General features: G+C 61.8%; 23 protein-coding genes. 15 read left to right on the plus strand and 8 right to left on the minus strand.

Features of this window, described 5'->3' with window-relative positions:
* Positions 1 to 128: 128 nt before the first annotated feature.
* The 4 genes from F0P96_RS12495 (at position 129) to F0P96_RS12510 (ending at position 4,289) form a co-directional block, all read left to right on the plus strand.
* The gene (locus F0P96_RS12495) at positions 129 to 1,082 is read left to right on the plus strand and encodes an ABC transporter ATP-binding protein (RefSeq protein ID WP_151079233.1); all 954 of its coding nucleotides are present in this window, start codon (positions 129 to 131) and stop codon (positions 1,080 to 1,082) included.
* A gap of 42 nt (positions 1,083 to 1,124) precedes the next feature.
* Positions 1,125 to 2,459 carry an ABC transporter permease gene (locus F0P96_RS12500; RefSeq protein WP_151079234.1) on the plus strand — a complete coding sequence of 445 codons (1,335 nt, stop codon included), beginning with the start codon at positions 1,125 to 1,127 and terminating at the stop codon, positions 2,457 to 2,459.
* A gap of 251 nt (positions 2,460 to 2,710) precedes the next feature.
* A complete protein-coding gene (locus tag F0P96_RS12505) occupies positions 2,711 to 3,607 on the plus strand; it encodes a ChaN family lipoprotein (protein WP_151079235.1) in 897 nt (298 codons plus the stop codon).
* Between the two features lie 13 nt (positions 3,608 to 3,620).
* Positions 3,621 to 4,289 (plus strand): hypothetical protein, encoded by a 669-nt coding sequence (locus F0P96_RS12510; protein WP_151079236.1) that lies wholly within the window; start codon positions 3,621 to 3,623, stop codon positions 4,287 to 4,289.
* A gap of 33 nt (positions 4,290 to 4,322) precedes the next feature.
* Here F0P96_RS12510 and F0P96_RS12515 read toward each other — a convergent pair whose 3' ends face one another.
* Positions 4,323 to 4,679 carry a HesB/IscA family protein gene (locus F0P96_RS12515; protein WP_151079237.1) on the minus strand — a complete coding sequence of 119 codons (357 nt, stop codon included), beginning with the start codon at positions 4,677 to 4,679 and terminating at the stop codon, positions 4,323 to 4,325.
* 204 nt (positions 4,680 to 4,883) lie between these two features.
* Between F0P96_RS12515 and F0P96_RS12520 the strand changes: the two genes are divergently transcribed.
* Complete coding sequence (locus F0P96_RS12520) at positions 4,884 to 5,417, plus strand: DUF7935 family protein (RefSeq protein WP_151079238.1); 534 nt, start codon at positions 4,884 to 4,886, stop codon at positions 5,415 to 5,417.
* Between the two features lie 102 nt (positions 5,418 to 5,519).
* Here F0P96_RS12520 and bshA read toward each other — a convergent pair whose 3' ends face one another.
* Positions 5,520 to 6,659 (minus strand): N-acetyl-alpha-D-glucosaminyl L-malate synthase BshA, encoded by a 1,140-nt coding sequence (bshA, locus tag F0P96_RS12525; RefSeq protein ID WP_151079239.1) that lies wholly within the window; start codon positions 6,657 to 6,659, stop codon positions 5,520 to 5,522.
* Positions 6,660 to 6,885: 226 nt separating this feature from the next.
* Positions 6,886 to 9,861, minus strand: a complete 2,976-nt coding sequence (locus F0P96_RS12530; RefSeq protein WP_151079240.1) for a serine hydrolase domain-containing protein — start codon at positions 9,859 to 9,861, stop codon at positions 6,886 to 6,888.
* A gap of 478 nt (positions 9,862 to 10,339) precedes the next feature.
* Here F0P96_RS12530 and mutL point away from each other — a divergent pair, with 478 nt between their 5' ends.
* The 3 genes from mutL to F0P96_RS12545 are packed head-to-tail and all read left to right on the plus strand — an operon-like array spanning position 10,340 to position 14,075.
* Positions 10,340 to 12,322 (plus strand): DNA mismatch repair endonuclease MutL, encoded by a 1,983-nt coding sequence (gene mutL, locus F0P96_RS12535; protein ID WP_151079241.1) that lies wholly within the window; start codon positions 10,340 to 10,342, stop codon positions 12,320 to 12,322.
* 52 nt (positions 12,323 to 12,374) lie between these two features.
* Positions 12,375 to 13,163: a rhomboid family intramembrane serine protease gene (locus tag F0P96_RS12540; protein ID WP_151079242.1), complete on the plus strand. Its 789-nt coding sequence runs from the start codon at positions 12,375 to 12,377 to the stop codon at positions 13,161 to 13,163.
* Positions 13,164 to 13,178: 15 nt separating this feature from the next.
* A complete protein-coding gene (locus F0P96_RS12545) occupies positions 13,179 to 14,075 on the plus strand; it encodes a rhomboid family intramembrane serine protease (protein ID WP_151079243.1) in 897 nt (298 codons plus the stop codon).
* Positions 14,076 to 14,174: 99 nt separating this feature from the next.
* Here the strand turns inward: F0P96_RS12545 and F0P96_RS12550 are convergent, their stop codons facing one another.
* The 5 genes from F0P96_RS12550 to tilS form a co-directional block, all read right to left on the minus strand.
* The gene (locus F0P96_RS12550) at positions 14,175 to 14,891 is read right to left on the minus strand and encodes a TIGR04283 family arsenosugar biosynthesis glycosyltransferase (RefSeq protein ID WP_151079244.1); all 717 of its coding nucleotides are present in this window, start codon (positions 14,889 to 14,891) and stop codon (positions 14,175 to 14,177) included.
* Positions 14,892 to 14,958: 67 nt separating this feature from the next.
* Positions 14,959 to 15,657 (minus strand): DNA alkylation repair protein, encoded by a 699-nt coding sequence (locus F0P96_RS12555; RefSeq protein ID WP_151079245.1) that lies wholly within the window; start codon positions 15,655 to 15,657, stop codon positions 14,959 to 14,961.
* A gap of 11 nt (positions 15,658 to 15,668) precedes the next feature.
* Positions 15,669 to 16,301: a macro domain-containing protein gene (locus tag F0P96_RS12560; RefSeq protein ID WP_151079246.1), complete on the minus strand. Its 633-nt coding sequence runs from the start codon at positions 16,299 to 16,301 to the stop codon at positions 15,669 to 15,671.
* Positions 16,302 to 16,412: 111 nt separating this feature from the next.
* Positions 16,413 to 17,363 carry a malate dehydrogenase gene (gene mdh / locus F0P96_RS12565; protein ID WP_151079247.1) on the minus strand — a complete coding sequence of 317 codons (951 nt, stop codon included), beginning with the start codon at positions 17,361 to 17,363 and terminating at the stop codon, positions 16,413 to 16,415.
* 452 nt (positions 17,364 to 17,815) lie between these two features.
* Positions 17,816 to 19,147 carry a tRNA lysidine(34) synthetase TilS gene (gene tilS / locus F0P96_RS12570; RefSeq protein WP_151079248.1) on the minus strand — a complete coding sequence of 444 codons (1,332 nt, stop codon included), beginning with the start codon at positions 19,145 to 19,147 and terminating at the stop codon, positions 17,816 to 17,818.
* A gap of 105 nt (positions 19,148 to 19,252) precedes the next feature.
* Here tilS and F0P96_RS12575 point away from each other — a divergent pair, with 105 nt between their 5' ends.
* The 7 genes from F0P96_RS12575 (at position 19,253) to porD (ending at position 25,555) form a co-directional block, all read left to right on the plus strand.
* Entirely contained in the window at positions 19,253 to 20,194 is a 942-nt protein-coding gene (locus F0P96_RS12575; protein ID WP_151079249.1) for a glycerophosphodiester phosphodiesterase, read from the plus strand.
* A 36-nt stretch (positions 20,195 to 20,230) separates the two neighbouring features.
* Complete coding sequence (locus tag F0P96_RS12580) at positions 20,231 to 21,961, plus strand: OstA-like protein (RefSeq protein ID WP_151079250.1); 1,731 nt, start codon at positions 20,231 to 20,233, stop codon at positions 21,959 to 21,961.
* 92 nt (positions 21,962 to 22,053) lie between these two features.
* Positions 22,054 to 22,893, plus strand: a complete 840-nt coding sequence (locus tag F0P96_RS12585; protein ID WP_151079251.1) for an outer membrane protein assembly factor BamD — start codon at positions 22,054 to 22,056, stop codon at positions 22,891 to 22,893.
* A gap of 109 nt (positions 22,894 to 23,002) precedes the next feature.
* Positions 23,003 to 23,350, plus strand: a complete 348-nt coding sequence (locus F0P96_RS12590; RefSeq protein WP_151079252.1) for a DNA-directed RNA polymerase subunit omega — start codon at positions 23,003 to 23,005, stop codon at positions 23,348 to 23,350.
* Between the two features lie 21 nt (positions 23,351 to 23,371).
* Positions 23,372 to 23,914, plus strand: a complete 543-nt coding sequence (locus F0P96_RS21005) for a flavoprotein (RefSeq protein WP_167291204.1) — start codon at positions 23,372 to 23,374, stop codon at positions 23,912 to 23,914.
* The gene (locus tag F0P96_RS21010; RefSeq protein ID WP_167291205.1) at positions 23,911 to 24,630 is read left to right on the plus strand and encodes a phosphopantothenoylcysteine decarboxylase domain-containing protein; all 720 of its coding nucleotides are present in this window, start codon (positions 23,911 to 23,913) and stop codon (positions 24,628 to 24,630) included. The genes F0P96_RS21005 and F0P96_RS21010 overlap by 4 nt, the downstream gene beginning before the upstream one ends.
* Complete coding sequence (gene porD, locus F0P96_RS12600) at positions 24,605 to 25,555, plus strand: type IX secretion system protein PorD (RefSeq protein WP_160620099.1); 951 nt, start codon at positions 24,605 to 24,607, stop codon at positions 25,553 to 25,555. The genes F0P96_RS21010 and porD overlap by 26 nt, the downstream gene beginning before the upstream one ends.
* The last annotated feature ends 101 nt before the right edge of the window (positions 25,556 to 25,656 follow it).

A 25,656-nucleotide genomic window follows, 5' to 3' on the forward strand; every position in this document is an offset into this window, starting at 1 on the left:
CGGTTCGGGGTGCGTTTTTGCCTGTTCAGGCAGCTAATTCGACGGTTGGTAGAAGATTGCCCACCGGCATACACCGCCACGCCGCTGAACTCTCTACCTTGGCAGCAGCAACCATCTCCTCAACTGCTGTGAAACCAATTTTACAGGCCATTGACGTACGCAAGCAGTACGCCAACCACACCGCCCTCGATGGCGTGAGCATCGACATTCCGGAGGGCTCCATCTTCGGCCTGCTCGGCCCCAACGGGGCCGGCAAAACCTCGCTCATCCGCATCATCACCCAGATTACGGGCGCCGACGCGGGCGAAATCCGCTTCCGCGGCGAGAAGCTGAACCCCTCGCACATCGGCCAGATTGGCTACCTGCCCGAGGAGCGCGGCCTCTACAAGAAGATGAAAGTGGGCGAGCAGCTCATGTACCTGGCCCAGCTCAAAGGTCTTTCAAAAGCCGACGCGCACGGGAAAATCAGGTACTGGCTCGACCGGTTCGACATCAAGAGCTGGGCCGACAAAAACGTGGAGGACCTCTCCAAGGGTATGCAGCAGAAGGTGCAGTTTGTGGCCACTGTGGTGCACGACCCCACGCTGCTCATCCTCGACGAGCCGTTTTCGGGCTTCGACCCCATCAACGCCAACCTGCTGAAGGACGAGATTCTGGCCCTGCGCGAGAAAGGCGTGAGCATCATTTTCTCCACGCACCGCATGGAGTCGGTGGAGGAAATGTGCGACTACATTGCCCTCATCAACCGCTCCCGGAAAGTGCTCGACGGCAAGGTGAGCGACGTGAAAAACGCCTACCGCAACCAGACCTACGAAATCGAAGGCAAGGGCCACCTGCTGGTGGCGCACCCCGATTTTGGGGTGCTGGACCAGAAAAAGCGCGAAAACGACCATTTCTACGCCCAGGTGCAGCTGCACGCCGGTACCTCGCCCAACGACCTGCTGCGCTACCTCATCGGGGCCGGCAACGTGGAGGTGCACGGGTTCCGCGAGAAGGTGCCGAGCATCAACGACATCTTTATCCAGCGGGTGCGCGAAACCCACCCCGACTACGTGCCCGAAACCGACTCGGTACCGGCCTAACTGCTCGACCACTGATAACTGCCCACTGGCAACTGACCTCTCATGTCTAAAATCTGGCTTATCGCGCAGCGCGAATACCTCACCCGCGTGCGCAAGAAGAGTTTCATCATCATGTCGCTGATTGGACCGCTGCTCACGGTGGCCTTGTTTGCGGTGCCCGTGCTCATCGCCAAAATGTCGGACAGCGGCAAAGTGGTGGCCATTGCCGACGCCGGCGGGCTGTTTGCCGACCGGCTTCCCGAGCCCAAGGACGACATCAGCTTCACCCGCGTGTCGGCCGACCTGACCACTGCCAAGGAAGAGTTCAAGAAAGGCAAGCACGACGCGCTACTCTACATTCCCAAGCTCGATATCAGCAACCCCAGCGGCTTCCAGGTATTCTCGCGCAAGGGGCTGGGCATGTCGCTCGAAAACGACATCAACCGCGCCGTAAACAAGGCCGTGGAAAACCAGCGCCTGCGCCAGGCCGGCATCGACCGCAACGTGCTCGACAACATGAAGGCCGACGTGGACCTGCAGACCGTAAGCCTGAGCGACGACGGCGAGAAAAGCTCCAGCACGGGCATCAGCACCGCCATTGCCTACGTCTGTGGCTTCCTGATTTACATCTTCATTTTCATCTACGGCGTGCAGATCATGCGCGGCGTGATGGAAGAAAAGACCAACCGCATTGTGGAAGTGGTTATTTCTTCGGTGAAGCCCTTCCAGCTGATGATGGGCAAAGTGCTGGGCATTGCCGGGGTGGGCTTCACGCAGCTGGCCTTGTGGGTGGTGCTGTCGATGGGCATCAGCTCGGTTATGGCCGGCTCCATCAGCCCCGATAAAATTGCCGAGGACCGGGCCGCCCGCACCACGGCCGTCGTGCGCCCGACCACCAGCCAAGACGACGCCGCCAAAAAAGAAAACGTGGCCACGAAGTTTACGCAGGCCCTGAAAAGCGCCGACCTGAACGTGCCGCTGATTGTGGGCTGCTTTCTGTTTTACTTCCTGGGCGGCTACCTGTTCTACGGCGCCCTGTTCGGCGCCATCGGCTCGGCCGTCGACAGCGAAACCGACACCCAGCAGTTTATGATGCCCGTGACCATGCCGCTGGTTCTCACCTTCGTGGTGTCGCAGGCTATTCTCACCACCAACCCCAACGGGCAGGTCGCTTTCTGGATGTCGATGGTGCCCTTCACTTCGCCCATTGCCATGATGATGCGCCTGCCCTTTGGTGGCGTGCCGGCCTGGCAACTGGGCCTCTCCATGGTGCTGCTGATTGCGGGCTTTGTGGGCGCCATCTGGTTTGCCGGCCGCATCTACCGCGTGGGCATCCTCATGTACGGCAAGAAAGTGACGTACGGGGAGTTGTCGAAGTGGCTGTTCTACAAAGGCTAGCAACCACTGCCTGGCCAGCAAAAGCCTCGCTGCGAACTTTCGTAGCGGGGCTTTTGGCGACGTATCCACAACGTACTGCGCGGATGAGTGGAGCGACCTTGTGCTGTTTTCTGGGTTTTCCTGAAAATACCGCACAAAACCAGGTTCGCATTTGTGCGGTATTTTCAGGAAAGTCTAGAAAACAGCACAAGAATATTTTGCTTGCCGACCCTACACAAACCAAGCAGCGGACCGGCGCGTACCTTGCCGTCATGCATACCCTTCTGACGCTGTTCTGCGGGCTATTTGCCCTGACTACTGCCGCAGCCGGCAACCCCGTATTGCTTGCTGCCGACCGCCCCGCCTACCGCCTGTTCACCGCCGCCGGCAAGCCCGTCGAGTTCGGGAAGATGACCAAGGAACTGGCCACTGCCGACGTGGTGCTCTTCGGCGAGCAGCACAACGACCCCATTGCGCACTGGCTGGAGCTGCAAGTAGCCAAGGACCTGGCCCAGCGCAAAGCCGGCCAGTTGGTGCTCGGCCTCGAAATGTTTGAACGCGACGTGCAGCCGCTGGTGGAGCAGTACAACGTGGGCGAGCTGGCCGATACCGCCTTCGAGGCCCGCAGCCGCCCCTGGCCCAACTACCGCACCGACTACAAGCCCCTGCTGCAACTGGCCCAACAGCAGAAGCTGCGCGTGGTGGGCACCAACGTGCCGCGCCGCTACGCCTCGCAGGTGGCCCGCGGCGGCCTCGCGGCGCTGGAGGCGCTGCCCGCCGCCGAAAAAGCCTGGCTGGCCCCGCTGCCCCTCCGAATCGACTACGAACTGCCCGGCTACAAAGGCATGGCCCAGATGTTCGGCGGCGACGCGGCCCACGGCGCAGGCGTGCAGTACATCATTCAGGCACAGGCGCTGAAAGACGCCACCATGGCCTACTTCATTCGCCAGAGCCGCCAGCCCGGCCAATTGCTACTACACGTCAACGGCAGCTACCACTCCGACAATCACGACGGCATTGTGTGGTACCTGCGCCAAGCCGAGCCGCAGCTGCGCATCCGCACCATCAGCACCGTCACGCAGGAGCAACTCGGGAAACTGGACAAGGAAAACCTGCAGAAAGCCGATTATGTGCTGGTAGTACCGGCCGATATGACGAAGACATACTAAGTTTTGGCGTACCATGCATTGCCTGTTCAAAGAAACGATTCCAACCGGCTTAGGAGAATTTGAGCTTCAGATAAGTTCGAGCAGCGCGTTTGTAGTGTTGGAGCCGGAGGAACTTTCTACTGTTCTGCTTACGGCCGCGCATCGTGTAACCATTCTACAGACTCCGGCTCCGACAGCAGAATTGCCTTCCGGAATGAGCATAGATTTTGCCAATGCTTGGTTGTTTTATATTTATAAGCGCAACGCGGTTATAGAGCAGCTTACCATTGCGTTCAGCTTAAAACAGCCACAACCTGGAGTTGATGCCGGCCCTGACACAGGCCAATGGCTAGTCGCAATAGAGTTTGAGAACGGCATTCACCAAGTTCATATCGGTACCCCAGATGAGGACTGGTATGCATCACAAATTGGAGGAGCTTGGATTCCGCAAAAGCTAAGCGCAGCATTACAAGAAGACGAGTTTGCTTTGACTCGGATTGAGCCAAACGGATTGAGCACACAGGTGCCTGAAATGCTAGCCGGGGAGCGTTTCTATTTCCATTATGTCATCGCACAAAGTCCGCGTCGCAAGTCGCTGCAGTATCCCGAGGAGTGGGATATTTCTACGTGGGAAGCCGTAGATCAGCCGAGGAAAAAGCTGGAAGAAGCTTGGCAACAGCACACAAAAAAGCCACTACCGTAGCAGTGGCTTTTCAAGAAACAAAGTGGGATAGGGCTAAGCCGAGAACGACGAACCGCAGCCGCAGGTGCTCTTGGCTTGGGGGTTGTTGAAGACGAAGCCGCGGGCGTTCAGGCCGTCCTGGAAGTCGACTTCCATGCCCAGCACGTACATCGCGTGCTTCTTGTCCATCACCAGCGTCACGCCGTCGAGCTCGTAGGTTTCGTCCTGGTCTTTGGGCTTGTCGAAGCCGAGCAGGTAGCTCAGGCCCGAGCAGCCGCCGCCCTGCACGCCAATGCGCAGGCCGTACTCGGTCGGGACTTTCTTCTCAACGAGAATGTTCTTCACCTCGGCCAAGGCGCGCGGGGTGAGCGTGATGGGGGCCGTTTTAACGGGAGCAGTGGCAGTGGCCATGGTCAAAAGGAGTTGCGTAGAGTCGTCGGAGTAAAGGCGTTGCCGCCTGGGGTACAAAGATACAGCCTCCGCCGTATGTAGCACCGATATTCCCTTAACAGCTACCCCCGGCTGCCGGTTCACCGTATTATCTTTGCCGGCCTCTCCGGCACCCGTTTTTTCGTTCTACCACCCGCCCAGCCCCGCTGGGTGCATCCGCACTGCATGGATACCGCTCTGCTCATCGACCTGCTGAAAATTACCCTGCCCGCCCTCATTGTGGCCGGCACCGCCTACTACCTCATCCAACAGTTCATTGAGAAAGACCAGCAGCAGCGGCTGATGGCCCTGCGCCTGGAAAACAGCAAAACCACGCTGCCGCTGCGCCTGCAGGCGCTGGAGCGCATTGCGCTGCTGCTGGAGCGCATCACGCCCAACAACCTGATGGTGCGCCTGAGCTCGGCCGGCCAGACCGCGCCCGAGTACCACCGCCTGCTGATGCAGGAAATCCGGGCCGAGTATGAGCACAACCTCTCCCAGCAGCTCTACATGAGCCCCGATACCTGGAACCACGTCAAGCAGGCCAAGGAAAACATCCTGACGATGATCAACAAGGCCTACCACACGCTGCCCAACCAGCAGCAGGCCCGCGGCACCGAGCTAGCCAAGCGCGTACTCGAAACGCTCATCAACGACGAAACCGACCCGACTGCCACGGCCTTGCTGGCCGTGAAGCGCGAAGCGGCCGGGCTGTTTTAAGGCAGTTTGTCATCCTGAGCAACGCGAAGGACCTTCTTACCGCTGAACGATTTGTTCTGGCGTGAGAAGGTCCTTCGCGTTGCTCAGGATGACAAACGTAAGCTACACCGTCGCCAGCACGGCATCAATGGCGCGCTGGTAGCAGGCTTCGTAGCGCGGCACGATGTTGTCGACGGCAAACTCCTCGGCGCGGGCGCGGGCGGCGGCTTTGAAGCGCGGCAGGTTCGCGTCGTCGAGTACGTAGAGGGCGTTTTTCACCATGTCGGCCACATCGCCCACTTCGCTCACCATGCCGGTCTGGCCGTGCAGGTTCAGCTCGGGAATGCCGCCGGCGTTGGTGCTGATGACGGGCACTTCGCAGGCCATGGCCTCCAGCGCCGCGAGGCCGAAGCTTTCCTTTTCCGAGGGCATCAGAAACAGGTCCGACACGCTCAAGACCTCCTCCACAGCTTCGAGCTTGCCGAGGAAGCGCACATCGTTGCTCGACAGGCTTAGCTCGCGGCAGAGCTTCTCGATGCGCGGTCGGTCGGGGCCGTCGCCCACGAGCAGGAGCTTGGCGGGCATTTCCTTGCGCACGCCGTCGAAGATGTGCACCACGTCGTCGACGCGCTTCACGGAGCGGAAGTTGGAGGTGTGAATCAGCAGCTTTTCGCCCTCGGGCGCAATGGCGGTGCGGAAATGCTCCTTGGGCTGCTTGCGGAAACGTTCCAGGTTGATGAAGTTCGGAATAACCTCGATGTCCTTCTCGATGGCGAAGTAGCGGTAGGTTTCCTCCTTCAGATCGGCCGACACGGAGGTAACCGCGTCGGACTGGTTGATGCTGAATGTCACGACGGGCTCGTAGCTGGCGTCTTTACCCACCAGCGTAATATCGGTGCCGTGCAGGGTGGTAATAACCGGAATCTGAATGCCTTTGGTGCGCAGAATCTGCTTGGCCATGTAGGCCGCCGAGGCGTGCGGAATGGCGTAGTGCACGTGCAGCACGTCGAGCTTCTCGTTCTGCACGATGTCGACCATCTTCGAGGCCAGCGCCAGCTCGTAGGGCGGAAACTGGAACAGCGGGTAGGGCGGGATGTAAACCTCGTGGTAGAACAGGTTCTCGTTGAAGAAATCGAGGCGAACGGGCTGGCTGTAGGTGATAAAGTGCACCCGGTGGCCCTTCTGGGCCAAGGCTTTGCCGAGTTCGGTGGCCACAACGCCGGAGCCGCCGAAAGTAGGGTAACAGACAATGCCGATGTTCATGGCCGGAAGACGGAAGCGCGGGGTGGGAGGGAAAGTTGCCTGCTGAACCGGTAACTCGGCAGCAAGTTGGAAAAAGCCGGAAATATTCGGCTGCGCAACTTGCTTTCTACGCAAGCCAGCACAAAAAAGCGCGCCGCCCACAGGGACGACGCGCCGGTCAAGGGGTTGCTTGTTCCACACCACATAGTAAAGCTTCCCCTCTAGTCAACAACCCGCGTGGCAGGGCTTACGATTTGCCTTTGTCGGCGTCGGTGATGATGGCTTTGTAAATCACATCGTGTATACGCGTCCGGATGTTGTACTGGCGCAACTTGTTGTTGCCGGCATCGGGATACACGCGGTTCGACAGGAAAATGTAGAGAATTTTGTTTTCGGGGTCCATCCACACGCAGGTGCCCGTGAAGCCGGTGTGGCCAAAGGTGCTGGCCGGCGAGAGGTTGCTGGTGGGGCCTTCGGGTTTGCTCGGGTCGCCGTGGTCCCAGCCGAGGCCACGGCGGTTGCCGGCCGATTGGCTGCGGGCAAACTCGGTGACGACCGGCGTGGTGAAGTAACGTTGCCCGCCGTAGCGGCCGTTCTGCAAGTCCATCTGCATCAGCTTGGCCAAATCGTTGGCATTCGAAAACAGACCCGCGTGGCCGGCCACGCCGCCCATCATGGCCGCCGTTTGGTCGTGCACCGAGCCTTGCAACTGCTCGTGGCGGTAGTAGGTGTCGTTTTCGGTGGGCGCAATGCACGACTTCGGGAACCGCTCCAGCGGGTTGTAGGTCATCGTGTTCAACCCCAGCGGCGCGTAGAACTGCTTTTGCAGGAAGGTTTCGATGGGCTGATTGAGCTGCTTCTCGGCCAAGCGTTTCAGAATGATGAAGCTCAGGTCGGAATACTCCACCGGGTACTTGCCGTTTTTGCCCTTCGGCAGCAACGAACTGCGCTGAATCCAGGTCCAGACGGAGTCTTCGGCGGTGCGCACCACGTAGGTGCCGGGAATCACCTGGCGCGGGAAATCGTCGGTGCGGGTGCTGGCGTAGAATGTGGGCTTGAGGCCCGATTTGGTCACCGTCCGCTCCCAGGTGGGAATACCCGGCTTCAGACCGGCTTGGTGCAGCAGCACGTCGCGCACGGTCATTTCCTTCTTGTTGGTGGCCTTCAGCTCGGGCATATAGTCCGATACCTTCGAGTCGAGGTTAATGCGGCCTTCATCCTTGAGCCACATGATGGCTTGCAGCGTGCCGGCCACCTTCGTTACCGAAGCCAGGTCGTAGAGCGTTTCGTTGGAAATCGGCTGCGACTTGTCGTAGGTGGCAAAGCCGTAGCTTTTCTCGAACACCACGGCGCCGTCTTTGGCCACCAGCACCTGGCAGCCGGGCGCGGCGGCATAGGCAATGGCTTCGGTGGCTACGTTGTCGATCTGGGCCAGCACCTTCGAGTCGAGGCCCACGGCTTCGGGCGTGGCGTAGCGCAGGCGGCGGAAGTCGGGCGTGGGCAGCCCCAAACCGGCCTTCATCGTTTCCGATACCGTAACGGGCAGGCGGCCCACGGCGGGCAGCGCGCCAAACAGAATCTGGGGCAGCACGTGCTGCGAGGCGTAGTTGTCTTCGTAGCCGCACACCAGGTTGCGGGCTTCCTCCACGTGCTTGAGGGCGTAGGCATTGCCCATCACCACCACCACGGTTTTCACGGCTTTGTTTTCCTGCAGCTTCTTAATGAAATGCAGCGCGCCGTCGCCCAGGCCGTAGTTGTGCACGGGCGTGTTGTTGAGGTTGTGCAGGCTCACCACCACCGTGTTGTAGGCGGCCAGCTTGGGCAGCAACCGCTCAAACGTCGAGTCGGGGGCGTAGCGGTTGGGCACCGAGTACACCGCGCAGGGCATGTAATTCTGCATCATCTGCCCGAACTCGTTGCCGGTAGGCGCCCCAATGGTGATGGAGGCCATGCGCAAGGTGTCAAGGTGGGCGAAGGGCAGGATGTCGTCTTCGTTGCGCACCACCGTGGCGGCGTGCTCGTAGATGTCTTGCTGCACGGCGCGGGCCAGGGGTCGGTCGAGGTTCTGCATCAGCCCTGCCACGTCGACGGGCTGCGGGCGGTTGAGGCCGGCCCAAAACTTGGCGCGCAGAATTTTGCGCACGCGCTGGTCCACGTCTTCCACCGAAATCTTGCCGGCGGCCATCATTTCCTTGATCTTTTGCACCGCCACGGGCACGTCTTCGGAGAAGAGCAGCACGTCGTTGCCGGCGGCCAGGGCCAAGGCGTCCACCTCGCCGGGCTTGTAGAGGTTCGAGACGCTCTTCATGTTGAGCGCGTCGGTGAAGACGAGCCCGCGGTAGCCCATTTTTTCCTTCAGCAGCCCCGTAACGAGGGCGCGCGAAAGGGTGGTGCTTTGGCTGCGCACCGTGTCGATGAGCGGTACGTAAAGGTGGGCCACCATCACGCCCATCACGCCGGCCTCAAACGACTTCTGGAACGGGTACAGGTCCACGTCGGTCAGGCGCGCGAGGTCGGAGTTGATAACCGGCAGGGCCAGGTGCGAGTCCACGTCGGTGTCGCCGTGGCCGGGGAAGTGCTTGGCTACGGCAATAACGCCGTGGTCCTGCAGCCCGCGGATGTAAGCCAGCCCGCGCTTAGTCACCTGCTCCTTGTTTTCGCCGAAAGAGCGGTTGCCGATAACCGGGTTGTTGGGGTTGGAGTTGATGTCGATAACCGGCGAAAAGCTCACGTGCACCCCCATGGTGCGCAGCTTCATGGCAATTTCGCGGCCCATCTGGTAGATGTACTGCTCGTCGTCCATCGCGCCGAGCGTCATCTGCTTGGCGAAGTGCATGCTGGAATCGAGGCGCATGTCGAGGCCCCACTCGGCGTCCATGGCAATGAGCAGCGGCGTGCGGGCTTCGGCCTGGTAACGGTTGGTGAGTTTGGCCTGGCGGCGCGGGCCGCCCTGCAGAAACATCAGGCCGCCGATGTTGTAGTCGCGCACCAGCCGGTCGATGTGCTGAACGTGCTTCTGGTCCTTGTTGGAATAGGCGGCCACCATGAAAAGCTGGCCGAGACGCTGCTCCGGGGTGAGCGAGGCGAAGACGGAATCGACCCAGTTTTGCTCGGCCACCGACGCGGGCTTGGCGCCGTTGTCGTAGGGGTGCGAAAACGACACGATCAGACCCGTAATGGCCAAGAGCAGCAGTACCAGTCCAATCCGTAATTCCTTGCCCATTGACCCCAGTGTCGTGTCGCGTACTAAATGTATGGTTCGCCCAACCCGCTGCACCGACGCCCTCCGCCACCCGAACAAACCGGTGACAAAGGGCGCCCGACAGACGGTGCGGAAAAAACCGACCGAAGCCCGTAAGACATCGGTCGAGGTGCGTGCCTTGCGGGCCCGCAAGCAAAAGCTGGCCACAAACTTACGCATTATTTCCCGAGCCGGATACGAGCGAATATCAAGCCAACCGGCTGACATGGGGCTAACGGCGTCATTTTCAAGGAAAGTTCCTCTGATTCATAGGAGAAAATCAATATCCGAATGCTACTGGCTGTAGCCCAGCGCATTGCCGTTGGGCTGGCTTGCCGCAACCGGCTGGCGTACCTTTGCCCAACGAAAAACACGCCTGCTTATTGGAGCTGCCTCGCTGCGCCAGCACGACGAGCGGCAGTTTTTCGTTCTGTTTCTGCCTCATCCAGCTAGCCGCACTATGTCCGATATCATACAACTGCTGCCCGAGTACCTCGCCAACCAGATTGCAGCGGGCGAAGTGGTGCAGCGCCCGGCCTCGGTGGTGAAAGAGCTGCTCGAAAACGCCGTCGATGCCAAAGCCACACATATTCAACTCATTGTAAAAGAGGCCGGCAAGCAGCTGGTGCAGGTGGTCGATAACGGCTCGGGCATGTCGGCCACCGACGCGCGCATGAGCCTGGAACGCCACGCCACCAGCAAAATCCGCACGACCGACGACTTGTTCCGCATCCGCACGCTGGGCTTCCGGGGCGAGGCGCTGGCCTCCATTGCGGCCGTGGCGCAGGTGGAAATTCGCACCAAGCTGCGCCAGCACGACACCGGCACGCTCTTGCTCGTGGAAGGCTCGCAAGTGACCAGCCAGCAGCCCACCGCCACCGCCGACGGTACCAGCATTGCGGTGAAGAACCTGTTCTTCAACGTGCCGGCCCGCCGCAACTTTCTCAAAAGCAACGCAGTGGAAATGCGCCACATCCTCGACGAGTTTCAGCACGTGGCCCTGGCGCACCCCGACATTACCTTCACGCTCTACCAAAACGACCTCGAAGTATTCAACCTGCCGGCTGGCAAGCTCAGCCAGCGCATTGTGGCCTTGCTGGGCCAGAGCTACAAGGAACAGCTGGCGCAGGTAGAGGAAGTCACGCCGTTTATCACCGTCAAAGGCTACATCGGCAAGCCCGAAGCGGCTAAGAAAAGCCGCGGCGACCAGTTTTTCTTTGTCAACGGCCGCTTCATCCGCTCGGCCTACCTCAACCACGCCGTGCTGGCCGCCTACGAAGGCCTGCTGCCCCGCGACACGCACCCGTTCTACGTGCTGTTTCTGGAACTCGACCCCAAGGCCATCGACATCAACGTGCACCCCACGAAGACGGAAATCAAGTTCGAGGACGAGAAAACCGTGTACGCCATCATGCGCGCCGCCGTCAAGCAGGCGCTCGGGCTGCACAACATGGCCCCGTCGCTCGACTTCGAAAGCGACGTGAACTTTGGGCCGCTGCGGGGCATGCGCACCGGCGCGCCCTCGGCCATGGCCGATGACGACGATGACACCGCCCGCCGCCGCAGCTTCGAGCCCAACACCAGCCTCATCGGGGATTTGACCACGGGCCGTGGCGCCGCTGCCGCGCCGGCCAGCCGCCCGCCGCGCGAACCAAACTGGCTCGACGAAAAGCCGCTCACGCCGCGCCCCACCGAACAGGCCCGGCAGGCGCTCGACGATTTTTACCGCTCCATCGGCCAAACGCCGCTGGCCGACATCGAAGCCGAAGCCGCCGATCTGGTGGGCGTGGCGCCCGAGCCGGTGCCCACGCTGCCGTTTCTGCACCCGGCCATCGGGAGCCCAGCGCCGGAAGCGCGGCCCGAAGCGCCTGCGCCCGGCCGGCGGGCGGTGCAGGTGCAGCAGTTTGTGCTGGTGCCCGTAAAATCGGGGCTGATGCTGATTGACCAGGCCGCGGCGCGGGAGCGGATTCTCTACGAGCAGTACCAGGACACGCTCACCAACGAAACCGGCGCCTCGCAGGCCTTGCTGTTTCCGCGCACCGTCACCTTCACGCCCCAGGATTTTGCCGTGCTGCGCGAAATGACCGACGAGCTGCAAAGCATTGGCTTCCGCTTCGCCGAGTTCGGGCCCAACACCATTGCGGTGGAAGCCCTGCCCGCCGAAGTGCCCGCCAGCGCCGACGAAAAAGCCCTGCTCGAAGGGCTGCTGGAGCAGTTTCGGGTGGGCGGCAGCCGCGCCCAGCTCGACCGCCGTGAGCAGCTGGCCCGTTCCTTGGCCCGGCGTGTGGCCGCCAGCGTGCCCGCCCGTCTGGCCGAAGTGGAGATGAACGCGCTGGTCGACAAGCTGTTTGCCTGCCAGGTGCCCGGCTATACGCCCGACGGACGCCGCACGCTGGTGATGCTGGAAGCCGACCACCTGCAGGAGTTCTTCCGTAAAGCCTAACCTTGTATTCGTTTCCGACCTCTTCGCTCCACTTTAGCCCCGCTGCCCCTACATGTTCAACCTCACCCCGATGGTGCGCAACCTGCTCTTCCTCAACCTGGGGATGATGTTGCTTACCAGCGCTGTAATGCCCAGCCTGCAGGCGTGGCTGGCGTTGTATCCGGTACAATCGGAACTGTTTCAGCCCTACCAGCTCATCACCTACATGTTTCTGCACAGCGGGCTGATGCACATTTTCTCCAATATGTTCGGTCTGATTTCCTTCGGGCCGATGCTGGAGCAGCGCTGGGGCGAAAAGCGGTTCCTGCTGTTCTGGATGGTGTGCGGCGTAGGGGCGGGGCTGATTTACTCGGGTATTCGGTACTACGAGCTGAGCCAGATGTACGACGCCGTGCAGGCCTTTCGGGCAGCGCCCTCCGGCACCGCTTTCAGCGACTTTTTCCGCGACTATGCCCCCGCCTACGCCGATGCGGCCACGGCCGTAGCCCGCGACCTGCAACAGCACGCCACCGACCCCGACAAAGTAAACGGGGCGCTGTCTACGCTCAACGCCATTTACGAGCAGGCCCTCAACGGGCCAATGGTGGGCGCATCTGGCGCGCTGTTCGGGGTTCTATTGGCATTTGCCTATCTTTTCCCCAACACCGAATTGATGCTGCTGTTCTTCCCCTTTCCCATCAAGGCGAAGTACTTCGTGGCCCTCTACGGTATCTACGAGTTGTACGCCGGCGTGGAGCGCAACCCCGGTGACAACGTGGCACACTTCGCCCATTTGGGCGGAATGTTGTTTGGGTTCCTGCTGTTGAAATACTGGGAAAAACGCCACTCCCGCTTCTATTGATTTCCCCGCCCGCTCATGAGCATCATTGCCGACATCAAAACCGCCTTCAGCCGCCGCGACAACGCCCTCAATCAGCTGCTGCTGATTAACGTGCTGGTGTTTGCCGTACTGGTGGTGCTGGAAGCACTGCTGTTTCTGAGCGGCGGCAACTCGGTGTATGCGGTGCTGATGCGGCAGTTGGAATTGCCTGCCGATTTGCCCGGCCTTTTGCGTCACCCTTGGACGCTGCTGACGTACGCCTTCACGCACGTCAAGTTTTTCCACATCCTGTTCAACATGCTGAACCTGTACTGGTTCGGTATGCTGTTGCGGGAGTACCTGGGTGACCGGCGCCTCGTGAGCCTCTACATTCTGGGGGCGTTGGCCGGCGCGGTGCTGTTCCTGCTGAGCTACAATTTGCTGCCGGTACTGCGCCCCCAAATGATGGCGGGTATTTCCATGATTGGGGCGTCTGCCTCGGTCACAGCCATTATAGTGGGCGCTGCTACGCTACTCCCCGATTACACCTTCAACCTGTTCCTGTTCGGCCCCGTTCGCATCAAATACATTGCGGCGGCGGTGGTGCTCATTTCCATTGCCGGCATTAGTGGTACCAACGCCGGCGGGCAGATTGCCCACATCGGCGGCGCCATCATCGGGTTTCTGTTCGTGAAGCAGCTGCAAGCCGGCCGCGACCTGGGCCGTCCCATCCTCGCCGTGGGCGACTGGGTGAGCGGTCTGCTGCACGGCCGCCCGCGGTTGCGCGTGTCGCACCGCAACACGCCGGCCCCCGCGGCTTCGGGCAAACGCGCGCCGCTGGTGCAGCCCGAGCAAAACGAAATCGACCTGATTCTGGACAAGATTTCGCGCTCTGGCTACGAAAGCCTCTCGAAAGACGAGAAGCAAAAGCTTTTCAAAGCCAGCCAGCAGTAGCAAACGGGCACCCGGGCAACCGCTGGTAATCGGGCTTCCTGGGTCTATTACGCCTTGGCCGCTCATATTGCCGCGCCAGCATCAACGCCACGCGCCGGACTATATCTTGTCTTGCTGCACCAGGGCCCGGTACACGGCGCGCAGTTTCGATTGGCTCACGCCCAAGCGGTAGAGCACGCATAGCAGCAGAAAAATACCCTGTAGCCGGAAGATACCGTTGTCGAGGTACTTGCGGGCGGAAGTAACCACCGGGGCCGGGAGCAGCCTGAAACGGCCGTAGCGGCGCAGCCGAGGTATAATTTCCTGGTCTTCCAGCAGCACCATATCGGTGCGGAATCCGCCGGCTTGCGCAAACACTTCGCGCCGAACGAACAGGCTTTGGTCGCCGAAGCGCACGAGTTCGACGGGGAAGCGGGTAAACCACGCGCTCAGGCGCAAAAACCAGTGCGGGTGGTCGAAACGCAGCCGGAAGCAGCCGCTGCCGTAGTCGCCCGCGCCGAGTGCCGCCCGAATGGCTGCCAGGAATCCGGCGGGCGGAAACGTGTCGGCGTGCAGGAAATACAGCAGCTGGCCCTGGGCCTGCGCGGCGCCGTGGTTCATTTGGGTGGCCCGGCCCCGCTGCGGACAACTTACCACCCTGGCCCCGGCGTCGGCAGCCACCGTGGCCGTGCCATCAGTGCTCTGCCCATCGGCCACAATGATTTCCACGTCGGATGTGTCCGCGCCGGCCTGCCGCAGGTAGTGAATTAGCGGCCCGATGCAGCCGGCTTCCTGGTAAGTGGGAATGATGATGCTGACGGAGTCGGCCGAATGCATAGCGCTGCAACGATATCAGTAGGCTCTCTACGCAGAAACGGCGGCCGGGGCACCGCGTGGCGCAGGCTTATTTCTGCAGGTGAAACTGCCGCCTGGCCGCATCGAACCGCTCGATGGCGTAGCGCAGCGTGGTGCGCGGCAGCTGTCCGCGGTGGTCGGCCAGAAACTCTTCCAGCGCCTCTTCGTTGCGCTTGCCTACTTCGCGCAGCATCCAGCCCACGGCTTTATGAATGAGGTCGTGGCGGTGGGAGAGGAGCTGCTCGGCCAGGGCAAAGGTGTCGGCAAACTGGCCCTTTCGAATAAAAGCCAGCGTGGATACCATGGCCATTCGCTGGCTCCACAAATTGTCTTCGGCAACCAGCTCGTACAGGGGCGTACGGTCTTTTTTCAGCAGGTAGCCGCCTACAATGTGCGTGCAGGTAATGTCGACCAAGTCCCAGTTGTTGACGAAGCGCCGGTTCTGCAAATACCGTTCGTAGATGGCCTGCTGGCCGGCCGGGCCGGCTTTGGGGAATTGCAGCGTCCAGATGATGAGGCCGATGGAGCGGCAATCGTGCCACGGGCTCTGCACCAGTTGCTCTACCTCGGCCATGGGCAAATTGCGAAACTCTTTGGCTACCACGCGCTGCTGCGGCATCGTCAGGCCCAGGAACTGGTCGCCAGCCGCGTACTCACCGGGCCCTGTTTTGAAGAAGCGGGCCAGCAGCGGCACCCGGTCGGGGTTGGCCAGGGCGTGAATAGCGGCTTGAGCGTCGGCGGCAGTCATGGGGGCACGGCTTAGTAGATGTCGTAGGTGATGTCGCGCCGGTCGTGAGTATAGAAGTAGGCGTAGTTAGAGCGCAATTGTTCCCAACCGGCTTCGGTGGCAAACTTTTCCTCCATCACGTCCTCCCAGGCAATGCGCATCTGACGGGCGCACACCAGCGGGCGAACCTGCCCCACGCCGGTGCCGAGGCCGGGAATGGCCACGTTCTGCACTTTGTCGCCAACGGCCTCCCCGGTGCTCAGCTTGCCGTAGCGCAGTAGCAACAGCAGCGCCTTCATGGCCTGGTACACATTGGGGCCGCGCGTGATGGTCATGGGCGTGCGCATGGTGGGCGCCGCAATGAGGTAAGGAAACAGCGGGCTACCAGTTTCAATGATTTCGGCCTGTCCAACGAGCAACTCGCCGTAGTATTTCTCGCGAATGACACGCTGCAGGTCTTTTTCGAGGTGCCAGCCCAAGTGCTTGGAAATGGCGAAATCAATGCCGCCGTTCATAAAGCCGAAGCTGTTGGCAGGGCTGACAATGGCATCGGCCGGGTGCTCGAAGATGGACCCATGGCAGACGCTAACCTGCGGAACGTCGGCGAATACGAGGGACCAGGCGTCGGTTATTTCGGAATTGGTGTCGATGAGGTTTAGGTGCATGGATGGGGTTTCAGCGGCGGCAAGGTACTGCCTTTCACGACCGTTGCCCAAACAAAAACGGGCCGCTCTGCTGGTGCAGAACGGCCCGTCGCTTACGCAATTAGGCAGCAGTTACGCGTTGGCGGGAGCAGCTTTGCCCATGTTGTCGAGCGCGTCCATCACCTCTTTCACGTGGCCGCGCGAGGTTTCCAGCAGCTGCTTCTCGTCGTCGTTGAGCTGCAGCTCAATCACCTTCTCGATGCCGTTTTTGCCCAGGATAACCGGAGCACCCAGGTACACGCCGTTGATGCCGTATTCGCCCTGCAGCTCGATGCACACGGGGAACACACGGCGCTGGTCGCGCACAATGGCTTCTACCATTTGGGCCGCGGCTGCACCGGGCGCGTACCACGCCGAGGTGCCCATCAGCTTCACCAGCTCGCCGCCGCCCACGGCGGTGCGCTGCACGATGGCGTCCAGCTCCGCTTTGCCAATCAGCTCGGTTACCGGAATGCCGCCCACGGTGGTGTAGCGGGGCAGGGGCACCATGGTGTCGCCGTGGCCGCCCATCAGCACGGCCTGAATGTCTTTGGGGCTCACGTTCAGGGCCTCGGCCAGGAAAGCGCGGTAGCGGGCCGTGTCGAGGATGCCGGCCATGCCGAACACCTTCTCGCGGGGCAGGCCCGAGGTGAGGTGCGCCTGGTAGGTCATCACGTCGAGCGGGTTGCTCACCACGATGATGATGGCGTTGGGCGAGTATTTCACCACCTGCTCGGTTACCGATTTCACGATACCGGCGTTGACGGAAATAAGGTCGTCGCGGCTCATGCCGGGCTTGCGGGGCAGGCCCGAGGTAATTACGACCACCTCCGAGTCGGCGGTGCGGGCGTAGTCGTTGGTGACGCCCACCGTGCGCGTGTCGTAGCCGATGATGGGGGCTTTTTGCCAGATGTCAAGCGCCTTGCCCTCGGCAATGCCTTCCTTGATGTCAACCAGAATTACTTCGTTGGCAATTTCGCGGGTGGCGAGAACGTCGGCACAGGTGGCGCCTACGTTACCGGCCCCTACAACGGTTACTTTCATGGGGTGGTCAGTTGGAAATGGGAAAACGGGTTCGGGGCGCTAAGGTAACTACCACGGCGTAGTGCTTGGTGCTGGCGGCCGAGTTTTTCGACGCGGTCGGTTGGGCACCGGGCGGCCGGTTCGGGTAGGTGATGGTCGGTTCGGGCCCGGAAGCCCGGTTGGGCCGGTAAAGGCTCGGTTACCCCTGCCGAAGCCGCACGCACGGCTTCCGAAGCCAAAGTTGGGCCCGGTGACGCCGCGGTGCGGCCCGGTGAAGCTCCGGCATGGGCCGGAAATGCGCCGGTTGGGGGCGACGATGCGTAGGTTGGCCCTGCCGACGCGCCAGTTGGGCCCGACGACGCGCCGGATACACCTGCCGAAGCATCCGGCACGGCCGCCGAAGCCCGGTTGCGGTGGGGGGAAGCGGTTTTTGCGCTCCGCAAAGCAGTTGGGGCAGGGCAGGGCAGATGCGCCTACCGTTTCAGCCGCACCTCCAGCACCCGCTGCGTCTCTTCGGTCACCTTAAACCGGTCGTCGGGGCGCTGGCCTACCACCCAGGTCACTTTGCCGTCGGCGGAGGTGAGCAGCAGCACGCGGTCTTTCAGGTTCAGCGGTACTTTCTGGTCGATGAGGAAGTCGCTGATTTTCTTTTTGCCCTTCAGGCCGATGGGCATAAACCAGTCGCCCTCGCGCCAGCGGCGCAGCGTGAGCGGAAACTTGAGCTTGTCGGCGTCGAACGCGGCCACGTCTTTGGCGCGCGGCACCTGGTAGCCCTCGGCCGGGTGCTCCTGCATCGAGAGGCGCAGCTTGTCGACCACCAGCTCGGACTGCCCCGCGGGCCATTGGTATGTGCCGAAGCCGCTGAGGTTTTTGGGCGTGACAACCAGCTGGTCGCGGTCTTTCACCAGCCGGTGGGTGGGCGACTCAAACTGCCGGCCCGACACGGCATGGAACGAGGCCACAATGTCTTTCACCGTCAGCCACGGGAAATGGAAGGGCCGCAGCAGCTCGTGGAGCACCAGCGCGGCGGCCGGCGTGGCCTGCAGCGTGGCAATAGAGAAATACACCGCGTCGGCTTCGTCGCGGCGGGCCTGGCGGGCGGTTTCATCCACAAAATGCTGCACCAGGGCTTCGGCGCCCCGCACGCGCTCGGCGGTGTGCTGCAGCGTTTGGTCGAGCGAGGGGTTCAGCTCGCGCAGCACGGGCAGCACCTCGTGGCGCAGCTTGTTGCGCTGGTAGAGGGTGCTGTCGTTGCTGGCGTCTTCGCGCCAGGCCAAGCGGTTTTCCACCAGGTGGTCGTACAAATCTTCCTTGCCCAGGCCCAGCAAGGGCCGCACCACGCGGCCCTGCCGCACCGGAATGCCGTGCAGCCCGGCCAGCCCGGTGCCGTGGGTGAGGTTGAGCAACATGGTTTCGGCCGCGTCGCGCTGGTGGTGGGCGGTGGCTATGTAGTCGAGGCCCTGGGTGCGGCGCACCTGCTCAAACCATTGGTAGCGCAGCACCCGGGCTGCCATCTGCGTCGAGAGGCCTTCCTGCTCGGCGAAGCCTTTGGTGTCGAAGAACTCCACGAAATAAGGCGCATCGTACTTCTTGGCCAGCTTCCGCACGAAATCTTCGTCGGCGTCGGCGTCTTCGGCGCGCAGGCCGAAGTGGCAGTGGGCCACGGCCAGCGGCACGCCCAGCTTGTGCAGCACGTCGAGCAGCACCACCGAATCCATGCCGCCGCTCACGGCCACCAACAATTGGTCGGTGGCGGGGTTAAAGAGCTGGTGTTCTTCAATGAATTGGCGGACGCGGTCGAGCATGGGGCGGGGCAGTAGAAGGCAGAAGCCGCAAAGGTAGGGTCCGGCCCGCAGGTGCCACAGCGCGGCTGCTTCGGCCCGGCTTTATACGACTTCGGTTCTCAGCTCATGCCTAACGTTAGATACTGGAGTGCCGCAGTGCTGCTGAGCGGCCTGCTCGGCTGCGCCCGCCCGGCCGTGCCCACCGCGGCCCCGGTACCCGCGCCGCAGCTGATCGGGCACGCCGGCTCGGGGTTCTTTACGCCCATTCACCCCTTCAACGCGCTGCCGCCCAGCAGCCGCGCCGGTATTGCGCGGGCCCTGGCCCACGGCGCCGCTGGCGTGGAAGTCGACGTGCAGCTCAGCCGCGACAGTCTGCTGGTGCTCTACCACGACGTGCAGCTCGCCAACATGAGCACCGGCCACGGCTGCGTGAGCCAGTACACCGCCGCCGAGCTTACCGCCCTGCACTACCGCGGCCCCTGGCCCTACCGCTGGCTGCACGACGAGAAGGTAATAACCCTCGATGCACTGCTGTCGGAGTGGGCCGCCGGGCCGGAATTTCCGGTGCTGCACCTCGATTTGCACGAGGCCGACGCCTGCCTTCCGCCCACCGATGCCTACCGCCGCTCGCCCGCGCTGGTGCGGGCCCTGGCCCGCACGCTGCACCGCTACGCGGTGCCCGCCCGCCACCTGCTCATCATCTCCGAGTACCAGCCCACGCTGCGCCAGCTGCGCCGCGCGCTGCCCGGCGTGCCGCTGGGACTGGAAATTACCGAGCAATTCGACGAGCGGCTGCCCGCCGCTGCGGTCCTGGGCACCGAGGCCGTGGTAGTGCCCAAGCGGCTTATTACGCCCGAACGCGCCGACCACATCCGGGCTATCGGGCAGCAGGTGGTGGTATTCGGGGGCCGCTCGCGCGCGTCCATCGAGCGGGTGGTGGGCTGCCGGCCCGATGCGGTGGAAATCGACAACCTGCGGGTGATGCAGCGGGTACTGACGGCGCAGAACGCGGCCAGGCCTGCGGCGCGCCCGTTGGAAGCCACGCTGCGCACCAAATCGGGCCACTAGGCGTTAGGGCGGGGGTTCCGTACTTTTGCGCCCCTGATGCGTCTTCGTCTCCTTGTTTTTGCGCTGTTACTGCTGCTGGTAGCGCCCCTGGCCAGCCAGGCGCAGCGTCGGCCTGCGCCCAAAGCCCAACCCAGCGCCCAACCCGGCGCACCCAAGCAAGGCCAGCGCATCGAGCTGCTGCCGGGCGCCGGGCAGCTCATCGGCGGCGACTTCAACGGCCGGCAGATCCGCAAGATCATCGGCAACGTGGGCTTCAAGCAAGGCGACGCCTTTCTGTACTGCGACTCGGCCTACCAGTACCTCGACAAGAATGCCATCGAGGCGTTCAGCAACGTGCGCATCATTCAGAACGACACCGTCACGATTACCGGCGACCGGGCTACTTACGACGGCGACACCCGCAAGGCCCGCATTACGGGCAACGTGGTGCTGCGCGACCCGCGCATGACGCTCACCACCCAAACCCTCGACTACGACCTGACGCGCAAGCTGGCCTACTACAGCACCGGCGGCCACCTCACCGACCCCGAAAACACCCTCGACAGCCAGCGCGGCTACTACAATACCCAAACGCAGGTGTTCAGCTTCCGCACCAACGTCAAGCTCGTCACCAAAGACTACACCATCACCAACGACACCCTGCAGTACAACACCCAAAGCAAGGTGGCGTACTTCTTCGGGCCCACGCGCATTGTGGGCAAGCAGGGCAACATCTACGCCGAAAAAGGCACCTACAACACCCGCACGCGGGTGTCGGACTTCCAGCGCAACGCCAAAATCGAGACGCCCAACTACCTGCTCGGCGGCGACAAGCTGGTGTACGACGAGACGCGCCAGTACGGCGTGGCCACCGGCAACGTGTCCATGACTTCGAAGAAAGACAACGTGGTCATTCGCGGCGACGTGGGCCGCTACTGGCGCGCCCAGGGCCGGGCCAAGGTGCACGGTTCGCCCGTCATGCGCAGCATTACCGACCGCGACACCCTCTACCTGGCCGCCGACACTTTGGTGAACGTGGAAGCCCGCGAAAACGACCCCGGCATCGTGTACGCCTACCACAAGGTGCGCATCTTCCGGCCCGATTTGCGCGGCCGCTGCGACTCGCTCACCTACAACCGCCGCGACTCCACCATCTACCTGAACGTGAAGCCCGTGCTCTGGAACGAGCAAAACCAACTCACCGCCGACTCGATGGAAATCCGCATGCGGCGCCAGAAAATCGACCAGATGCGGCTCTACGCCAACTCCTTCATCATCGGGCAAGACACCCTGCTGAACTTCAACCAGGTGAAGGGCCGCAACATGGTGGGCTATTTCCAGGACAGCAAGCTGCGCAAAGTCGACGTGCTGGGCAACGCCGAAAGCGTGTATTTCGCCCTCGACAACGACACCGCCGTAACGGGCGTCAACAAGGCCGTGTCGGCCACCATGGTGCTGCGCTTCGCCGCCGACAGCAAGCTCAACACCATCAGCTTCATCACCAACCCCGACGCCTCTTTCATTCCGCCGCACGAGCTGAAGGAAGAAGACCAAAAGCTCAAGGGGTTTCAGTGGCTGATTGAGCAGAAGCCCACCCGCCGCAACGTGCTCGGCAAGCACTTTGCCCCGCCGGCCAAGGCCAAACCGAAAGCCAAGCCCAAGGCGAAACCCAAAAAAGCGGCGCCGAAGCCCAAGAAGGCCGCTGCCCCAAAAACCACCCAGACCCGGCCCAAACCCGCGCCGGCCGCCGCCAAACCCGCTGCGGCCAGCACCAAAAAGCGGCCGTAACTGTTGCTCACGCAACCCCAGCGCCGTTGTGCGGCTCCTGGCACTGAGCCATTTTGCGTTCGGCCGCCAATCCTGCTACCTTTGCCTTTCTTATGCCCGCATTCCGCCTCCGTGTTTTTGCCCTGCTGCTGAGCGTTGCCTTGCTCGGCGCGTGCAGCCCCTACCAGAAGCTGCTCAAGAGCACCAACGTCAACGAGAAGTACGAGGCCGCCGTGAAGTACTACGAGAAGGGCGACTATTTCAAAGCCGCTGGGCTGCTTGAGCCGCTTATTCCGCTGCTGAAAGGCCGCCCCGAATCGGAAAAAGCCGAGTTCTACTTTGCCCAATCGAACTTCCACGAGGGTAACTACACCCTGAGCGCCTACTACTTCCAGACGTTTGCCGAGACGTATCCCTCGTCGCCTTACGCCGAGGAAGCTCTGTTTATGCACGCCAAGTCGCTTTTCCGCGACTCGCCCGAGTACGAACTGGACCAGACCAACACTGTCACGGCCATCGAATCGATTCAGCAGTTTCTGAACCGCTTCCCCGAAAGCAAGTTCCGGCCGGAAACCGAGAACATGTCGAACGAGCTGCAGAAAAAGCTGGAGCGCAAGGCCTTCGAATCGGCCCGGCTGTACTACCTGGTGCGCTACAACCAGTCGGCCGTGGTGGCCTTCAACACGTTTCAGCAGCAGTACCCCGCTTCGCTCTACGGCGAGCAGGCCGCGTTTCTGAAGCTGGAGTCGCAGCGCAACCTGGCCGCCGAAAGCGTGGAAGAAAAGCAGCGCGAGCGGTACCTGGAAACCATTGCCTTCTACCAGAACTTTGTGGATACCTATCCGCAGAGCAAAAACCTGAAAACGGCTGAGAAGTACTACGACGAGGCCCGGCAGTTTCTGAAGGACCACCCCGACGAAGTCGCCAAAAACCCCCAAGCCCAGAACAATTGATGCGTAAATGGCTGAATGGCCCGCTGGCTGCTGGCTCCGACTACCGAAGCCCTCCAGCCCAACCCATTCACCCGTTTAGCCATTTGACCCTTTAACCCCACACGACATCATGAAAGTACCGAGCAACGTTCCCGCTTCCATTATCACGCGCAACCTGTCGGATTTCACCGCCGAAACCGGCAACGTGTACGAATCCATTGCCATCATCTCGAAGCGCGCCAACCAGATTTCCGTGAAGATCAAGGAAGAGCTGAACGGCAAGCTGGCCGAGTTTGCTACCACCGTCGACAACCTGGAAGAGGTGTTCGAAAACCGCGAGCAAATCGAAATCAGCAAGCACTACGAGCGGATGCCCAAGTCCACGAACCTCGCCATCGAGGAGTTCATGGAAGGCAAAGTAACCTTCCACCGCCCGACCGAAGAAGAGTTGCCGACTGCCGACAAGGCCGCCGAATAACATTCCGCTCCGTCGTCTGCTATGCTGGCCGCGCGCCGCATTCTGTTGGGCGTGAGCGGCAGCATTGCCGCCTACAAAGCCGCCGCCCTGGTGCGGCTGCTGGTGAAAGCCGAAGCCGAGGTGCAGGTTGTCCTGACGCCCTCGGCTTCGGCTTTTGTCACGCCCCTTACCCTGGCTACGCTCTCCAAGCGCCCCGTGCTGCAGGGTTTTCTGCAGGACGAGAAGAGCGGCGTGTGGCACAACCACGTCGACCTCGGCCTCTGGGCCGATGCCCTGCTGATTGCCCCGGCCAGTGCCAACACCCTCGCAACCCTGGCCACCGGCCTGTGCCCCAATTTGCTGGCGGCGGTGTACCTCTCGGCGCGCTGCCCCACTTGGGTGGCCCCAGCCATGGACCTCGACATGTACCAGCACCCGGCCACCCAGCGCAACCTCGCCCTGCTGCGGCAAGACGGCGTGCATGTGCTCGACTCGCCGGCCGGCGAGCTGGCCAGCGGCCTCGTGGGCCCCGGCCGCATGCTGGAGCCCGAGCAAATTGTTGAACTACTGAACGCTGCCTTATGAGTTCTGAACTGGTCGGCTACGCTTCTCCCGCAACACAGAACCCCGTGAAGCGCGTGCTGCTCACGGCGGGCCCCACCTACGAGCCCATCGACCCGGTGCGCTTCATTGGCAACCACTCGACCGGCAAAATGGGCTACGCGCTGGCCGAAGCCTTTGCCGAAGCCGGTTTTCAAGTGACACTCGTAAGCGGCCCTTCGGCCTTGACAGTGACGCACCCCGCCATTGAACTCGTGCGGGTGCAAACGGCGGCCGAGATGTACGCGGCCTCTGCGGCCGCCGCGCCCGCGGCCGATGTATGGGTATTTGCCGCCGCCGTGGCCGACTACCGCCCGCGCACCGTGGCGGCAGAAAAAATCAAGAAGCGCGAAGACGACACCGACGAGACGCTGGCCATTGAGCTGGTGAAAAACGTGGACATTGCCGCCACGCTCGGGCAAACCAAGCGGGCTGAACAATTTTCCGTGGGTTTTGCGTTGGAGACGAATGAGGAACTGGCCCATGCCCAGGGCAAGCTCCGCCGCAAAAACTTCGACCTGGTGGTGTTAAATTCGTTGCGTGACGCCGGGGCCGGGTTTCGCCACGATACCAACAAAGTCACCTTGGTGGAACCCGACCGCGTGACGCCATTCGAGTTGAAAGCCAAAGCCGATGTGGCCCGCGACATCGTTTCCGTTATTCTCACCCGCCTCCATGCCCGTTCTGCTGCCCATGCGTAATCGTTTTCGGTTTTGTGTTGCCCTGCTGGCCGGCCTGCTCGGTTTGGCTGCCACCCGCACCCAGGCGCAGGAGTTGCAGGCCCAGGTGCGCGTCACGGCCGATAACGTGGCCATTACCGACAAGCAACTGATTGCGCAGATGGAGCGCGACTTCACGCAGTTTCTGAACGTGCGGAAGTGGACCAACGACGTGTACAAGCCCGAGGAGCGCATCCGCTGCAAGGTTTTCGTCAGCATTCAGGAAATTCCGCAAAACGGCACCTACGGGGCCACCGTGCGCATTTTGAGCAGCCGCCCGGTGTACGGCACCAGCTATGAGACCAACCTGCTGAGCTACGCCGAAAACTGGCGCTTCACCTACCTGCCCGGCCAGCCGCTCGATTTTTCCGAGAACAGCTACGTCAACAACATTTCCTCTATCCTGAGCTTCTACGCCTTCGTCATCATCGGCATGGACCAGGATTCGTTTGCCCCGCTTGGCGGCTCGCGTACCTACGACCGGGCCCGCAACATTTTGCAGGTGGCCGCCAGTCAGAACGCCGACGGCGACGACGGGTGGAAGGACAGCGGCAAAGCCAACCAGCGCGGCCGCTACGCCCTGCTCACCGGCTTGCAGGACCCGCAGTTGGAGCCCCTGCGCACGGCCGTCTACAACTACTACCGCCAAGGCCTGGACCTGTTCATCCAAAAGCCCGACGACGCCCGCGCCACCATTCTTACGGCTCTGGAAGGCGTGCAAGGTGCCAACCAGCGCCGCCCCGGCTCCACGCTCATCCGCTCGTTCTTCGAAACCAAGGCCGACGAAATAGCTAACATCTACCGCAGCAGCCCCAAAGCCGACCAAAAACAGGCGGCCGTAGCCTTGCTGCAGGAAGTCGACCCCACCAACTCGGCCAAATACCAGACGATTCTGCAGCAACGTTAACAAGAGCAAAACGGCTTGTAGCCGATTCGGAAGCCCGCGCCACCGCGCGGGCTTTTTCGTTGGCAAGGGTCGCCTGAGAAATTTATTATTGCGGCGGAAGC

Source organism: Hymenobacter busanensis, from assembly GCF_008727865.1.
Lineage (GTDB): Bacteria > Bacteroidota > Bacteroidia > Cytophagales > Hymenobacteraceae > Solirubrum > Solirubrum busanense.